This is a genomic window from Arthrobacter sp. PsM3 (assembly GCF_030433895.1).
In the GTDB taxonomy this organism is placed as follows: Bacteria; Actinomycetota; Actinomycetes; order Actinomycetales; family Micrococcaceae; genus Arthrobacter.
Window position 1 is genome coordinate 64,874 of the sequence record NZ_JARUXE010000008.1, and the last position, 14,703, is coordinate 79,576.

Sequence of the window (14,703 nt, forward strand, 5' to 3'; positions counted from 1 at the left end):
TTCTACGACGCGGCCGGCCGGGGGCAAAATGTTTCAGCTCACATTCGGGCGCTTCCGGGTGCGCCCGGGGGCCGGACGGCTCACTCCCCCGCGGCGGCGGCTTCCAGCAGCGGGAGCGTGCGGCCCTGGAAATGCGTGTTGAGCACAATCACCGAGGAGGAACGGAGCACCGTCCTGGTCGCAATCATGGCGTCGAGCACACGCTGCAGGTCCGGGTTGGAGCGGGCCGCAATGCGGGCCATCAGGTCCGAACTGCCGGAGACGGTATGGATTTCGATCAGTTCCGGGATCGCCGCGAGGGCCTCGACGACCGCGTCGTGCCCCAGGTCCTGATTGATCGTCAGGGAGCAGAAGGCGACCACGGGAAAACCGAAGCGGGCCGGATCCGGCTGCGGCACCCACGAGCCGATAACCCCGCTGTCCTGCATCCGGTCCAGCCGTGACTGCACGGTGGCGCGCGCAACCTTGAGCACACGGGAGGCCTCCAACACCGAGGCGCGGGGCGAATCGGTGAAGAATCGGACAATCTTCGCGTCCAGAGGGTCAACGTCCATCAAATGTTCCTCCTGAAGCCGGGTTCGCATCACAAACCGTCGGGAATCCTGCGTTTCCTGCCATCAAACTGCCACCATGTTCTCACGGCCGGCGCACCGCGACCCCGCTCCGTGGCGGTAAATTCAAGGGGTCCCACAAGGACCAATGATCCAAACCACACGAAGGTTCGCCAGCATGACAATGAAGTCCACCGCAGAGCGCCCCGGCCTGAAACTCGGCCACAGCATGAAGCCACGCCAACTCACCATGATGGGACTCGGCAGTGCCATCGGCGCCGGCCTGTTCCTGGGCTCGGGGGCCGGCGTCAAGGCCGCCGGACCCGCCGTCCTGATTTCCTACCTCGTCGCCGGAACCCTGATCATCCTCGTGATGTGGGCCCTCGGCGAAATGGCCGCAGCCAACCCCAACAGCGGCGCGTTTTCCGTCTACGCCGCCAAGGCCATGGGCCGCACCGCGGGGGCCACCGTGGGCTGGCTCTGGTGGCTGCAGCTGGTGGTGGTCATCGCCGCCGAGGCCCTCGGCGCCGCAGCGCTGCTCTTCACGGTGTGGCCTGTGATCCCGGTCTGGGCCCTGTCCCTGATCTTCATGGTGCTGTTCACCGCGATCAACCTCGCCGGCGTTAAGAACTTCGGCGAGTTCGAGTTCTGGTTCGCCATCCTCAAGGTGGCCGCCATCCTGCTGTTCCTGGGCATCGGGACCGCCCTGCTGCTGGGCTGGCTGCCGGATGTCGAGTCCCCCGGCCTGTCCAACATCACTGCCGACTTCGCCCCGGCCGGCCTGGGCGGCATCGCCACGGCGCTCTTCGTGGTCATCTTCGCTTTCGGCGGCACCGAGATTGTCAGTGTGGCCGCCGCCGAAACCGAGAACCCCCAGCACAGCGTGGCCCAGGCGATCCGCACCGTCGTGTGGCGGATCCTGGTCTTCTACATCGGCTCGGTCTTCGTCATTGCCGCCGTCCTTCCGTACACCTCGGACGCCCTGGCATCGCCCTTCGCCGGCGTCCTGGACCAGGCCCGCATCCCCGGCGCCGGTGCCGCCATCACCCTGGTGGCCGTCGTCGCGCTCCTCTCGGCCCTGAACGCGAACCTCTACGGCGCGTCCCGGATGGTCTACTCGCTGTCCGAACGCGGCGAGGCCCCCCGCTTCCTGTCGAAAGTGAACAAGTCACGGGTGCCGATGCTCGCCGTCGGCGTCTCCGTGGCCTTCGGGTTCCTGGCCGCCGTGCTCGAGCTGGTCTTTCCGGAGCGAATCCTTCCGGCGCTGTTCCAGCTGGTCGGCTCGACCTGCCTGATGGTCTGGGGCTCGGCGCTCGTGTCCCAGCTGATCCTGCGCCGCCGCGCCGACCGCGAGGGCACCACCCTCCCGCTGCGGATGAAGGGCTTTCCGGGACTGACGATCTTCGGCCTGGTGCTCCTGGCCCTGATCTTCGCCGTCGGCTTCAGCAGCCCGGACAGCAGCAGGCAGCTCGTCAGCACCATCGTCCTGGTCGCCGGCATTGCGGCGGCCTGCTGGATCGGCGCCCGGCTGACCCGGAACCGCGCCGCGGAACCGGCCGGGCAGGCCGGGCCCGCCGACGCCGGACAGTAGCCGGGCGAGCCGGACGGTAGCCGGGCGCACGCCGGGCGCTAGCCGCAGGCTAGCCGGGCGAGGCCCTGCAAGCTGACCGGACTGCACAAATTGTTGACCCAAATGCGTGGCGGGCTGGCACTTTTGTGCAGTCTGGTCACTCATTTAACGGCTGATTGCGCACCGCCCGGCGGGTGACTAGGGTCACAGCCATGGATACACTTCCCGCGGCTTCCGGCGGCGCCGCCGAACCGCTGACACCTGCCCAGCTCCGCGAGCTCTATTCGCTGATGGTGGCGGTCCGCCACCTCGATACCTCGGCCATCGCCTGGCAGCGCCAGGGGATCATCCCGGGCTATGCCCCGGAAATCGGCCAGGAGGCGGCCCAGGTGGGCAGCGGCTACGCCGTGGACACCACCCGGGACTTCGTCTTCCCGACCTACCGCGAGATGGGGGTGGCCCGCACCATGGGCATCGACATGGTGGCGTACATGTCCACCCACAAGGCCACCTGGCACGGCGGCCTGTACGACCCGCTGGAATCCCGGCTCGCCCCGATCCAGGCCGTCGTGGCCGGCTCCGTGCTGCACGCCGTCGGCTGGGCCCACGGCCAGACCCTGGACGGCAAAGACGGCGTCGCGATGACGTACTTCGGCGACGGCGCTTCCTCCCAGGGCGATGTCCACGAGGCCCTGAACTTCGCCGCCGTGATGAAAGCCCCCGTGGTGTTCTTCGTCCAGAACAACGGCTGGGCCATCTCGGTCCCCACCGAACGCCAGGTGGCCGGCGGCTCCGTCGCCGCCCGTGCCGCCGGCTACGGCATGCCGGCACTGCAGATCGACGGCGACGACGTCGTCGCCGTCGTCGAGGCCACCAGGCGCGCCTTTGCGCATGCCCGCTCCGGCAGGGGCCCCGTGCTCATCGAAGCCATGACCTACCGCCGCGGCCCGCATTCGACCTCCGACGATCCCGGACGGTACCGCTCTCTCGATGAGGAGCGCGACGGCGCCGGCCTGGACCCGCTGCAGCGCTTCCGGCAGCGGCTGCTCGCCGACGGCGTCGCCGACGAGGCCTTCTTCGCCGGGGCACTCGCCGCGGCCAAGGCAGAGGAGGAACAGATCCGCACCGGCATCCAGGCCCTCGGCTCCCGCCCCGGCACCGAAATGTTTGACCTGGTCTTCCAGGAAACCACCCCTGCCCTGCAGGCCCAGGCCGCCAACTGGCGCGAGGAGTCCGAACATGTCTAACTCGATTCTCGAAAGCGAAACTTCAGTGGAAAGCCCCGCAGCCGGCACCGTGATGTCCATGCAGCAGGCCCTGAACCGGGCGCTCGACGAGGTGCTGGCGGAGAACCCGAAGACCCTGATTTTCGGCGAGGACTGCGGCCGGCTCGGCGGGGTCTTCCGGATCACCGACGGCCTGCAGGCCAAGCACGGCGAACAGCGCGTCTTTGACACCCCGCTCGCGGAGTCGGGGATCCTCGGCATGTCCGTGGGCCTGGCGATGGCCGGGTTCCACCCCATTCCCGAGGTGCAGTTCGACGGCTTCGCCTACCCGGCCATCAACCAGATCGTCTGCCAGATCGCCCGGATGAACTACCGCAGCCGCGGCACCCTGCCGATGCCCATCACGCTGCGGGTTCCCAGCTTCGGCGGTATCCGCGCCCCTGAACACCACGGCGAAAGCCTCGAGGCACTCTTCGCCCATGTGCCGGGCCTGAAGGTGGTTTCGCCGTCGAACCCGCACGAGGCGTACCACCTGCTCAAGTACGCGGCGACGCGGCCGGACCCGGTGATCTTCATGGAGCCGAAGTCACGCTACTGGCAGAAGGGCGAGGTGGATGTTGCCCGTCCTGACCCGGCCGGCGGCTCCCCCACCGGCGCGAAGGTCATGCGCGAGGGCCGGCACCTGACCCTCGTCGCATGGGGCGCCATGGTGGCCCGCTGCCTCCAGGTGGCCGAACTCGCCGCCGAGGACGGGATCGACATCGAGGTCCTGGACCTGCGCTGGCTCAAGCCGATCGACGCCGCGGCGCTGGCCGCCTCCGTGCGCAAGACACGGCGCGCCGTCGTCGTCCATGAGGCGCCGCTGACGTCCGGGCTGGGCGCCGAGGTGGCACAGCTGATCACCCAGGGCTGCTTCGACACCCTCAGGGCGCCGGTGGAACGCGTCACCGGCTTCGATGTCCCGTATCCCTCGGGCGACCTGGAAGACGAATACATCCCGAACATTGACCGGATCCTCTTCGGGATCCAGCGAGTATTGGAGTACAAACGTGGCTGAAATTTCCTTCCCGCTTCCGGACCTCGGCGAGGGCCTGATCGAGGCAACCGTGCTGGAATGGCTCGTGGGCCCGGGTGACCAGGTCGAGCGGAACCAGCCCCTCGTCGAGGTTGAAACCACGAAATCAGCCGTGGAATTGCCCAGCCCGCAGGCAGGTAAAGTGGTGCGTATCCACGGCGGGCCCGGTGACAAAATCAATGTCGGCGAGCCCCTGATTGTGTTTGAGGTCCCGGACAACACGGCCGGCATCGTGGGCACGGTCCCGAAGGAAGAGGCACCGAAGCGCCGGGTCCGCCTGAGCGCCGTACTTGATGAGGACTGAGACCATGAGCGGCAGACACACCGGCGAACGGCATTCCCACACCGTCGAGGGCACCGACCCCCAGCTGTTTGTCGGTGTGCATGAACCCGCGTCCGACGCCGGACTGCGCCCGGTGCTGCTGCTGCACGGCTTTTCCTCCTCCTCCAAACTCAACTGGGAGGACACCGGCTGGCTGACCGCGCTGCTGGAGGCCGGCCGCCGCGTCATCACGGTGGACCTGCCCGGCCACGGCCGCAGCGGGGCGCCCGAGGACATGGACTCTTACACGCCCAGCAGGATCCGCGCTGACCTGCTGCAGATCGCGTTCGACGCCGGGGTCCGCCCCCTGCGCGACGGCGACCCGTCCAGCGGGCTGGACCTGATCGGCTATTCGCTCGGTTCCCGGCTCGCCTGGGAGTTCGGCGCCACCCAGCACGAGCTGGTGCACCGGCTGGTCCTGGGCGGTCCGAACGTCGCCGACCCGCTGGCTGAATTCGATCTGGTCGCCGCGCAGCGCTACCTGGCCGACGGCACCCCGATCACCGACGCGTCCACCGCCGGGCTTCTGAAGATGGCCCAGATGCTGCCCAGCAACAACATCTTCTCGCTGCTGTCCCTGGTGGAGGCCATCAAGAACGAGCCGTTCGATCCCGCCGAGGCGGTGCCGCACATGCCGATGCTGCTGGTCGCCGGTGAGAAGGATGAGCGCGCCGCGTCAATGCCGGAACTGGCCGCCCTGGGCGCGAAGGCCGGTGCCATGGTCGAACAGCTGGTCCTGCCGGGCCGGAACCACACCAACGCGATCACCAGCCGCGCCTTCAAGCAGGGAGCCATCAGCTTCCTCGCCGTCTGACCTCCGGCCCGTCCAACTGCAACTCACTGCAACGCGGGGTCACCTACGGCCCATCCACGTCGTCCGGATGGGCCGTAGGTGACCTCGCGTTGGTTCCGGGCTGCTAGTAGTCGACGCCCGGTTCGGGGGTTCCTGCCATCTGGAAGCAGGCGGACGAGGACAGGACGTTGAGCGCGTTCCGCTGCGGGTTGAACTCGACCGAGTGCCGGAACCCTTCCTCGCTGACGATCACCAGTTCCGGGTCCCCGTTGACGCTGGTCTTGTCCCGGACGGTCCAGCCGTTCCTGGCCGACCAGTCTGCCTTGATCTGGGCCAGGAGCGCCGCGCCGTCGGCGTCCCCGCTCAGGACCACGTCCATGGTGCCCGGCCAGTAGTAGCCCCCGCCCTCGCACTCGAAGAGGGCCCGGGAGGTCTCGGTGTGCCTCGTCGTCGATACCGCCGCGGAGGGGACCGCGGCCAGCAGCTCGTCCTGCTGGGCGCGGGTGGACTGTTTGGCGGTGGCAAGATCCATGCTGGGGCTCCGGGGTTCGGTGGCGGGGGCACAGGCTGCCAGTGCGGCGGCCAGGCAGGTGACGGACGCGGCTGCAGACAGCCGGGTGAGAAGTGCGGCGGCCCTCATTTGCGGCCCCCATAGATTGCGCGCGCGATGTCCTCCCGAGCCTCCCGGTTCCTGGTGTCCTGGGCGCTGGCGATCAGGCTGTGGTTCTCGATCTTGGCCATCGGATCCGTTGTGATCCTCACCGGGCCGAACTCAAAATTCCGGGCGGGGTCATCGTAGATGTGCTTCCTGAAGGCTCGGTCGCCCAAGGGGTACTTGTCGCCCACCAGCCCCAGCTGCTGGGCGGTGGCAAGGGCGTCAAAGTCATAGGCGAAATGGTGGTAATCGGTGGCAGGATCGGCTTTCCAGCCCTCCGGCATCCAGGCGCCGGACAGGGAGATCTGGCTGTCATAGTGTGTCCCGAACATCTCAGACGACGCTACCGCAGCTTCGCCCCAACTGTGCGACACCGCCACCGTTTGGGCCGCGGGCGGGTTCTGCGCCGCGAGGCCCTCTTCGAAGGCCGCGAGCCTCCGGCCCGCCTGCTCCCCAAAGGGCTTGTCGGCCGACTGCACAAACGTCTGGTCCTGGGGGAACTCGCTGTTCTTGTAGACAAAGGCCGCCGTGCTCCCGGCCGGATCCGATTGCTGGAGGTAGGCTGCCATTTTCTGGGCGCCGCCGGCGTAAAAGTCCCCCGCCTTCGCAAACGTGCCCGGGACATACGTCAGGACAGTCGTGGTGCTCCCGTCGTAGCGGCCGAGCAGCTCGATGAGATTTCCCTTGCCTGGATCGTAGGCGACGAGTCTGATCTGGCGGGCCAGCACTTTCCGGAGGTAGCGGGCCTCCTCGCCCGTGCTGGGCCCGTTCGCGTCAAGCAGTGCCAGTTGCCCGGCGGCAGCCACCTTATTGGCCTCGATCCTGACGGAAATGGGGAGCCCGTCCAGGTTGCCGGCCGTGAAGGGGTGGAGCCGGGAGAACTCAGCCTGCCTTTCCGCGCCAAGGCCCGGCCACAGGTCATGGACCTGCTGCGGAGACAGTGCCGCCAGCTCGGCAGGGGTGGGCAGGGCGCCCGGCGGTGCCGCCGGCCCCGCCGGGGCGGCCGGCATGGCAGCCGAGCCGGCGCTGCTGGCGTGCTCCTGCTGGTCCGCGTTGGCAGTGAGCTCCCGCTGCATCGTCTCCAGCAGATGGACCGCCTGGACCATGGAACGGGAATGGGCCGTTTCCCAGTCCGATCTGAAGCTTCTGGCATCGTTGCCCTGCCAGTGGCGGGACGCCGCCAAGTCGGCCGCCAGCCGGCGGCGCAGGCCGTTGAGTGCCGAGGCGCTGCTTCCGGCCTGCGAGGCAAGGGTGCGCAGCTGCGCCACATCCGCGCCATACAAGGTTCCGGCCATTGATTCCCCCAGGTAGTTCGGCCCCACACGCCGTGCCGCCAGCACGGCCTGCCATCCACCGGACATGCTACAGGCGTTTTTCCATTCGCTGGATGGATAGAACTGCCCGTCGGCGGGATCCGTGCACTTCCCTCGCGCAGCTCCCCCGGCCGGACGTAGGCTGGCCGCAGCAGAGTGGGCGGGAACCGGAGGAGGGTCTCCATGGGCATGCGTTACACCGACCGCGGGGAGGCAGGCAGGTCCCTCGCCTCCGCCCTTCGCCAGTTCCGCGGACGGCCGGACACCGTGGTGCTGGGCCTCGCGCGCGGCGGGGTCCCCGTGGCCGCCGCAGCCGCCGCAGCGCTGCAGCTGCCGTGGGACGTGCTTCCGGTCCGCAAACTGGGGATTCCGGGCCTCGCAGAAACTGCGTTCGGCGCCTTGGCCTGGGCCGGCGGCGGGGTGGTGGTGCGGATGCTGAACCGGTCCCTCTCGGACCGGCTCCTAAGCGTTGGCGTCCGCCAGTCCGCGCTGGACGAGGTCGAAAGCACCGCAAGAGCCGAACTGGAACACCGCGCCGGGACCTATCCGGGGCCGCGGCTGCCGCTGAAGGGCCGATCCGTCATCGTCGTCGATGACGGGCTGGCGACCGGAGCGACGATGCGGGCCGCCGTCGGGGCGGTGCGGGCGGCCGGTGCGGCAACCGTCGTCGTCGCCGTTCCGGTGGCGTCGCTGGAGGCACAGACGACACTGGAGCAGGCCGCCGACGCCGTCTTCAGCCTGTTCATCCCCGGCGGGTTCCGCGCCGTCGGCAGTTACTACCGCGACTTCCGACAGGTGCGGGACGACGACGTCGTCCGGCTGCTGGGTGCCCGGCCCGCCTGAACAGCAACGCGGGGTCACTTAGCGCCCATCCGGAGGCTCCGGATGGGCGCTAAGTGACCCCGCGTTGGTTAAAAGGCGAGGGGCACGGACCTTGCGGCCCGTGCCCCTGCTGTCTGGCTGGTTGTTAGTGCTTTGCCGCGTCAGCGGGCGTGTGGTGCACGACGCCGAGCGGGCGGCCCTTGGTTTCCCCGGCGAGGAGGACACCGACGGCGGAGATGACACAGAGGATCATGATGTAGATGCCGATGGAACCGGTCCACCCGGTGCCCTGCAGCAGGGCCTCCGCGATGGTGGCTGCGAACGCACCGCCCAGGATGGCACCGAAGGCGTAGCCGATGGAGATGCCCGAGTAGCGCACGTTCGCCGGGAACATCTCGGCGTACATCGCGGACATCGGGCCGTAGGACAGGCCCAGGCCGATGGTGAGGACGAACAGCGCGACACCGTAAAGCACGATGTTCTTGGTGTCGATCAGGGCGAACATCGGGATCATCCAGGCGAAGACAATGCCGTAGCCGATCAGGAAGGTCTTGACGCGGCCGATCTTGTCCGAGAGCCAGCCGCCGATCAGGGTGAAGATCAGCCAGCCGAAGGAAGCCAGCGTGGTGGCCAGCAGGATCTGCGCGACGGGCATCTTCAGGGACTTGGTGGCGTAGGAGATGAAGAACGCGATCAGGAGGTAGCCGGCGGCATTGTTGCCGATGAAGATCATCGTCGAGTAAAGGACGGCCTTCTTGTGCTTCCGGATGAGCTCGCCCAGGGGCGCTTTGCTCTCCTCCTTGCGCTCGGAGAGTTCCTTGAAGACCGGGCTCTCGGCAACGGCGCGGCGGATCAGGTACCCGACGACGATCAGCACGATCGAGAGCAGGAACGGCACACGCCAGCCCCAGGACGCGAAGTCCTCCTTGGACATGGACGTGTTGAGGAAGTACAGCAGGCCGGTGGCGAGGATCATACCCACCGGAACACCGATCTGCGGGTACGCGCCGAACAGGCCGCGCTTGCTCATGGGAGCGTGCTCGACGGCCATCAGGGCGGCGCCGCCCCATTCACCGCCGGCGGAGAAGCCCTGGATGACGCGGAGCAGGATCAGCAGGACCGGAGCCCAGAAGCCGATCTGGGCGTAGGTCGGCAGCATGCCGATCAGCGCCGTGGCGGCACCCATCATGATGAGGGTGAAGACCAGCATGGCCTTGCGGCCGAGGCGGTCACCCAGGTGGCCGGCGACGACGGCGCCAAGCGGGCGGAACAAGAAGCTGATGCCGATGAGGGCAAAGGACAGGATCTGCGCCAGGCCCGGGTTGGAGGCGTTCAGCGGTGCCAGGAACAGCGGTGACAGCAGCGTTGCTGTCAGCTGCGCGAAGATGAAGAAGTCGTACCACTCGATGGTGGTCCCGACCAGGGTGCCCGCGAGGACCTTGCGTTCCTCGTGCTTGCTGCTGGGGCCCGCCTCAGAATCGACACTTGAAGTTGCGGTCATTGAAACTCCGTTGCTGGGGGCAGGGATACTGCCCGGGGTGGGTGCGGTGCGGATAACTGAATGCCTCTTGAATTACTGATCGAACGGTCAGTTAGTATTCAGATCATACTATGAAATGTGTGACAGGACACACATCTTTGGAAAAAAGCTTCACCGCCGCCAAAAAATGACGGCGGAGCCTCCCGCGGCGCTCAGTCGGCGCGGTGCAGGAAGTCCCGGACCCGGGCGCGGACGGGCGCGCGGTCGTAGCCGTTGACCATGGCCGCGGCCATCCTCACTGGATCGCCGAAGAAAAAATACTCGTACAGCGACTGCCGGCCGGAGAACCCGGAGACCGAAGCGTCGAAGGCCAGCTTGAACAGCCGGACGCGCTCGGGGCCGGTGAGCGACTTGCCCTGAAGGTACATCTCGATGTCGGCCCGGGCATCGCTGTTGACATCGGCCTCGCCGGGCAGGGCCATCAGCCCGGAGGCGCAGAACTTCCGGATGATCTGCGGGAAACGCTGGGCGACTTTCGGGTACCAGTTGCGGGCGGCGTTTAGCGTGGACCACTTCGGCAGCATCACGCCGGCCTCGTTAAGCGCCGCGTCCACCTCGGAGGCCCGGACCAGCGCCCTGCCGATTTCGACGTCGACGATCAGTTCGGCGATGTCCTCCTGGATGTGCTGGAAACCGTCGATGCCGATCGAGTCGGCGAGTTCGGAGGCCAGGCCCAGGAAGAACTCGCTCTTGGCGATGGTCCTGGTGACCACCTGGTGCGTCATGAGGGCGCCGGCGCCGGTTTCGGAGTAGAAGCCATTGCACAGCTGCGGGTTGCCGAGCATGAAGATGCGCTCGTTGGGGACAAAGACATTGTCGAAGATCGCGACGGCGTCCATTTCCTCGTAGCGCGACGCGAGCGGCTCGTCGTGGGTGCTGCCGCCGTTGTACAGCGAGGTGCGGCACAGGTAGCGCAGGCCCGGCGTGTCGTTGGGGATGGCGAAGGCGTAGGAGTAGGGGGCGTCCTCCGGCGTGCCGCGGAGCACGGTGGAGGGAAAGACGAGGAGCTCGTCCGCGATCGGGGCGATGGTGGCCAGCATGCGGGCGCCACTGATGACGATGCCGTCCCCGCGCTCCTCGACAATCCGGGCCGACAGCTGTCCACCGAGCTGTTCGGAGCCGGAGACGGAGCGGTTGGCCTGCGGCGGGATCAGGGTGTGCGTGGCAAGGACATCGTTTTCACGGGCCCACTCGTAGTAGTTGCGGATGTTTTCGCCGAACTTGGGGTCAGCCTGGGAAAACCACTTTCCGGCCGTGCTGAGGGCGGTGAGCGAGGAGTTCATGTAGTCCCCGGAGCGGCCCAGGAAACCGTTGGAGGACTCGGCCCAGGTGGAAATGGCACGGCGGCGGCGTTCAAGGTCCGCGACCGTCTTCGGCACCAGGAAGGAGGCGTTCACCAGGTCTCCCGTGGTGGGCGAGGTGTACGTCAGTGCGGCCTGGTACCTGGGGTCGTGCTGCATGTCGAAGAGCTTGGCATAGGAGCGTGCCACGTTCCGGAAGGCGGGGTGCTCGGCGATCTTCTCGCTGACAACCTCCCCGTCGATCACCACATGGGGTGACATTGCGTTGAGTCTGTCCAGGTACTGCTGTCCGGTGCGGATTCCCATTGCTGTTTCTCCAGTCGTCGGTGTACTGAGTCGTACGAGGCTGAGTTGATGTGCAGCTGAGCCGTTAGCGGGAGTTCAGAGCAGCTCTTCCATGCCCAGCAGGCTTTCCGGGATGGTGGTGAAGGTGCCGTTCGCGAAGGCCAGCGCATCGCCGTTGCGGTAGTTGAAGTCCACTACTTCGCCGATATACAGCGTGTGGTCGCCGCCGTCGTACGCCGCCCAGGGCTTGCACTCAAAGTAGGCAAGCACATGGGAGAGCCGCGGAGCCGTTCCGCCCTCGACCCAGAGCGGCTCGGGTCCGGGACGGCCGGCGAAGTGCATCGCGAGCTGCCGCTGCTCCGCACCAAGGATGTTGACCGTGAAGGGCCGGCCGGCGAGCTCGTCGTGCGCCTTCGCGGTGCGGGCGATGCTGACCAGCACCAGGGGCGGGTCCATGGATACGGAGGTGAAGGAATTGACCGTAATGCCATGGCGCTTCGAAGCGCCGTCGAAGGTCACGATCGCGACGCCGGTGGCGAACCGGCCCAGGCTCCCGCGGAAGTACTGGGCCCGGGGCAAGGACGTGCGGCCCGGAACCACCGGAGCAGGCTCGGTGCGGGGCTTGGCAATCATCGTTGATCCCTTGCGTCTGGTGATGGCTGTTTGGTGGGGGTGCGTTCCGTCACACTCTGTTCTATAATCGAACACATCGTTCCCATATAGAACGCTAGCGCACTGTGAGGCAGAGCACAAGGGCCGCCCGGTGCATCCCGGATCCACGACCGCCCGCACCTAGGATGGACCAATGACCCCGACCGCCGGCAGCGCCCAGGCCTCCCCGTCCCAGACGTTGTCGCGCGGCATCCGCGCGCTGGAAATCCTTGCCGACGCCCAGCACCCACTGACCATCGCCGAACTGGCCGATGCGATGGGGGTGCACCGCTCCGTGGCGTACCGCATCCTCCGCACCCTGGAAGACCACTCGCTGCTGGTGCGGGACGACGGCGGCCGGGTCCAGCCCGGCCCCGGCCTTGCCGTCCTGGCCCGGGGAGTTTCGCGGAACCTGCAGGCGGCGGCCCTGCCGGAGCTCACCCAGCTCGCCAATGCCCTGACGATGAGCGCCTTTGTTGCCGTCTGGGACCACGAGGAATGCGTCACGCTCGTCACCGTGGATCCGCGGCACACCGGCGCCGCAGTGGTCCAGCATCCCGGCTCCCGGCACCCGATCAGCGCCGGCGCCCCCGGCATCGCGATCCAGTCGGCCTTCTCGGAACAGGACTGGGCCGCCAAGGCACCCGGCATCCCCTACCGGGCCGAAGCGGCCGAGGCACGACGCCGGGGCTACGCGGCCAGCCATGACGAGGTCATCTCCGGCGTCTCCTCGCTCGCCGTCCCGATCCGGGTTCCGGGCGGGCGGCCGGCGGCACTCGCCGTCGTCTACATCCGCGCCGCCCAGGATCCCGCGGAGGTCGCCGCGGCCCTGGCGGCCAGCGCACGGAACATCGAAAGCCAACTGGCCTGAGGTCCCGGGGCGCCGCCCCCGCCGGGCCGCGCGGCTCCCCCGGCTTCACCGTTTCCCCCGGTTCCGCCGGCTTCACCGGTGAATGCTTGACAAGCGGCCGCGTCTCAGGCAGTTTGTATCGTATACGATTTCACGCTCAATGAGGAGATGTGATGGCGCAGCTTCGCAGCATTGCCCTGCTGGACACGCTCCCCGCAGATGCAAAGGATGATTCCCATGGCTGAGCACTACGTCCCGGACGACCTCCCCACCCGCATCCGCCACTACATCAACGGCGAATTCGTTGACTCCGTCAGCGGCAGGACCTTCGACGTGCTGGACCCGGTGTCCAACACCAACTACGCCACCGCCGCCGCCGGCCAGAAAGAGGACATCGACCTCGCCGTCGCCGCCGCGCGCGAGGCCTTCACCGCCGGCCCGTGGCCGCGGATGAAGCCGCGGGAACGGGCCCGCATCCTGAACAGGATCGCCGACGCCGTCGAGGCCCAGGAGACCCGCCTGGCGCAACTGGAGACCTTCGACACCGGGCTGCCGATCACCCAGGCCAGGGGCCAGGCCCTCCGGGCCGCGGAGAACTTCCGCTTCTTCGCGGACCTCATTGTCGCCCAGTTCGACGACGCCATGAAGGTCCCCGGCGCCCAGATCAACTACGTCAACCGCAAGCCGATCGGCGTCGCCGGCCTCATCACGCCGTGGAACACCCCGTTTATGCTCGAGTCCTGGAAGCTCGCCCCGGCGCTGGCCACCGGCAACTGCGTGGTCCTGAAGCCCGCCGAATTCACGCCGCTCTCCGCCTCGCTCTGGGCCCGGATCTTCCAGGACGCCGGCCTGCCCGACGGCGTCTTCAACCTCGTCAACGGCCTCGGCGAGGAAGCCGGCGACGCCCTCGTCAAACACCCCGATGTGCCGCTGATCTCCTTCACCGGAGAAACCACCACCGGCAGGACGATCTTCCGCAATGCCGCGGAGAACCTCAAAGGCCTGTCCATGGAGCTCGGCGGCAAGAGCCCCGCGATCATCTTCGCCGACGCCGACCTCGACGCCGCAATCGACTCCACCCTGTTCGGGGTCTTCTCGCTCAACGGCGAACGCTGCACCGCCGGTTCCCGCATCCTCGTCCACCAGGACATCTACGAGGAATTCTGCGGGAAGTACGCCGCCCGGGCCAAAAACATCGTGGTCGGTGACCCGCACGATCCGGAGACCGAGGTCGGCGCCCTGGTCCACCCCGAGCACTACGCCAAGGTGGCCTCCTACGTGGAGATCGGCAAAACCGAGGGCCGGCTGCTCGCCGGCGGCGGACGCCCCGAGGGGCTTCCGACCGGCAATTACATTGCCCCGACGGTGTTCGCCGACGTCGCCCCGGACGCGCGGATCTTCCAGGAGGAGATCTTCGGCCCGGTCGTGGCGATCACGCCGTTCGCGGACGACGCCGAGGCGCTGGCTTTGGCGAACAACACGAAGTACGGGCTGGCCGGCTACGTCTGGACCAACGACCTGACGCGGGCGCACAACTTCTCGCAGAACCTGGAAGCCGGCATGGTCTGGCTCAACAGCCACAACGTGCGGGACCTGCGCACCCCGTTCGGCGGCGTCAAGGCCTCCGGGCTCGGCCACGAGGGCGGCTACCGCTCGATCGACTTCTACACCGACCAGCAGGCCGTCCACATCACCCTCGGCACCGTCCACACCCCGAGGTTCGGCGCCTCGGCGGCGCAGTAGCAGGCC

14 protein-coding genes are annotated in these 14,703 nt (G+C 67.6%); 8 read left to right on the top strand and 6 right to left on the bottom strand.

All coding sequences use genetic code 11. The annotated features are described in order from the left end of the window. Positions 1 to 80: 80 nt before the first annotated feature. Positions 81 to 554, bottom strand: coding sequence for an Lrp/AsnC family transcriptional regulator (locus QCD75_RS05780; protein WP_301226590.1), 474 nt, complete (start codon positions 552 to 554; stop codon positions 81 to 83). 175 nt (positions 555 to 729) lie between these two features. On the opposite strand from QCD75_RS05780, the gene QCD75_RS05785 reads away from it, so the two are divergent. The 5 genes from QCD75_RS05785 (at position 730) to QCD75_RS05805 (ending at position 5,558) form a co-directional block, all read left to right on the top strand. After that, entirely contained in the window at positions 730 to 2,142 is a 1,413-nt protein-coding gene (locus tag QCD75_RS05785) for an amino acid permease (protein ID WP_301226592.1), read from the top strand. A gap of 191 nt (positions 2,143 to 2,333) precedes the next feature. Continuing rightward, the gene (locus tag QCD75_RS05790; protein ID WP_301226594.1) at positions 2,334 to 3,368 is read left to right on the top strand and encodes a thiamine pyrophosphate-dependent enzyme; all 1,035 of its coding nucleotides are present in this window, start codon (positions 2,334 to 2,336) and stop codon (positions 3,366 to 3,368) included. Then, complete coding sequence (locus QCD75_RS05795) at positions 3,361 to 4,404, top strand: alpha-ketoacid dehydrogenase subunit beta (RefSeq protein WP_301226596.1); 1,044 nt, start codon at positions 3,361 to 3,363, stop codon at positions 4,402 to 4,404. The genes QCD75_RS05790 and QCD75_RS05795 overlap by 8 nt, the downstream gene beginning before the upstream one ends. After that, on the top strand, positions 4,397 to 4,726 hold the full coding sequence (locus QCD75_RS05800) for a biotin/lipoyl-containing protein (RefSeq protein ID WP_301226598.1): 330 nt from the start codon (positions 4,397 to 4,399) through the stop codon (positions 4,724 to 4,726). The genes QCD75_RS05795 and QCD75_RS05800 overlap by 8 nt, the downstream gene beginning before the upstream one ends. 4 nt (positions 4,727 to 4,730) lie before the next feature. Continuing rightward, positions 4,731 to 5,558, top strand: coding sequence for an alpha/beta fold hydrolase (locus QCD75_RS05805; RefSeq protein ID WP_301226600.1), 828 nt, complete (start codon positions 4,731 to 4,733; stop codon positions 5,556 to 5,558). A gap of 103 nt (positions 5,559 to 5,661) precedes the next feature. Here the strand turns inward: QCD75_RS05805 and QCD75_RS05810 are convergent, their stop codons facing one another. Both QCD75_RS05810 and QCD75_RS05815 read right to left on the bottom strand, forming a co-directional pair. Continuing rightward, positions 5,662 to 6,177 carry a hypothetical protein gene (locus QCD75_RS05810; RefSeq protein ID WP_301226602.1) on the bottom strand — a complete coding sequence of 172 codons (516 nt, stop codon included), beginning with the start codon at positions 6,175 to 6,177 and terminating at the stop codon, positions 5,662 to 5,664. After that, positions 6,174 to 7,553, bottom strand: a complete 1,380-nt coding sequence (locus tag QCD75_RS05815; protein WP_301226604.1) for a hypothetical protein — start codon at positions 7,551 to 7,553, stop codon at positions 6,174 to 6,176. The genes QCD75_RS05810 and QCD75_RS05815 overlap by 4 nt, the downstream gene beginning before the upstream one ends. Positions 7,554 to 7,688: 135 nt before the next feature. Between QCD75_RS05815 and QCD75_RS05820 the strand changes: the two genes are divergently transcribed. Continuing rightward, a complete protein-coding gene (locus tag QCD75_RS05820; RefSeq protein ID WP_301226606.1) occupies positions 7,689 to 8,348 on the top strand; it encodes a phosphoribosyltransferase in 660 nt (219 codons plus the stop codon). 124 nt (positions 8,349 to 8,472) lie between these two features. Here QCD75_RS05820 and QCD75_RS05825 read toward each other — a convergent pair whose 3' ends face one another. The 3 genes from QCD75_RS05825 to QCD75_RS05835 all read right to left on the bottom strand — a co-directional run bounded on the left by QCD75_RS05825 (position 8,473) and on the right by QCD75_RS05835 (position 12,086). After that, on the bottom strand, positions 8,473 to 9,828 hold the full coding sequence (locus tag QCD75_RS05825; RefSeq protein WP_301226608.1) for an MFS transporter: 1,356 nt from the start codon (positions 9,826 to 9,828) through the stop codon (positions 8,473 to 8,475). Positions 9,829 to 10,019: 191 nt separating this feature from the next. Next, entirely contained in the window at positions 10,020 to 11,474 is a 1,455-nt protein-coding gene (gene hpaB / locus QCD75_RS05830) for a 4-hydroxyphenylacetate 3-monooxygenase, oxygenase component (RefSeq protein WP_301226610.1), read from the bottom strand. A 75-nt stretch (positions 11,475 to 11,549) separates the two neighbouring features. Then, positions 11,550 to 12,086, bottom strand: a complete 537-nt coding sequence (locus QCD75_RS05835; protein WP_301226612.1) for a flavin reductase family protein — start codon at positions 12,084 to 12,086, stop codon at positions 11,550 to 11,552. A 172-nt stretch (positions 12,087 to 12,258) separates the two neighbouring features. On the opposite strand from QCD75_RS05835, the gene QCD75_RS05840 reads away from it, so the two are divergent. Together QCD75_RS05840 and hpaE are read left to right on the top strand one after the other, a co-directional pair. After that, positions 12,259 to 12,975: an IclR family transcriptional regulator gene (locus QCD75_RS05840; protein ID WP_301226614.1), complete on the top strand. Its 717-nt coding sequence runs from the start codon at positions 12,259 to 12,261 to the stop codon at positions 12,973 to 12,975. 216 nt (positions 12,976 to 13,191) lie between these two features. Next, positions 13,192 to 14,697 (top strand): 5-carboxymethyl-2-hydroxymuconate semialdehyde dehydrogenase, encoded by a 1,506-nt coding sequence (gene hpaE / locus QCD75_RS05845; protein WP_301226616.1) that lies wholly within the window; start codon positions 13,192 to 13,194, stop codon positions 14,695 to 14,697. Positions 14,698 to 14,703 lie beyond the last annotated feature (6 nt).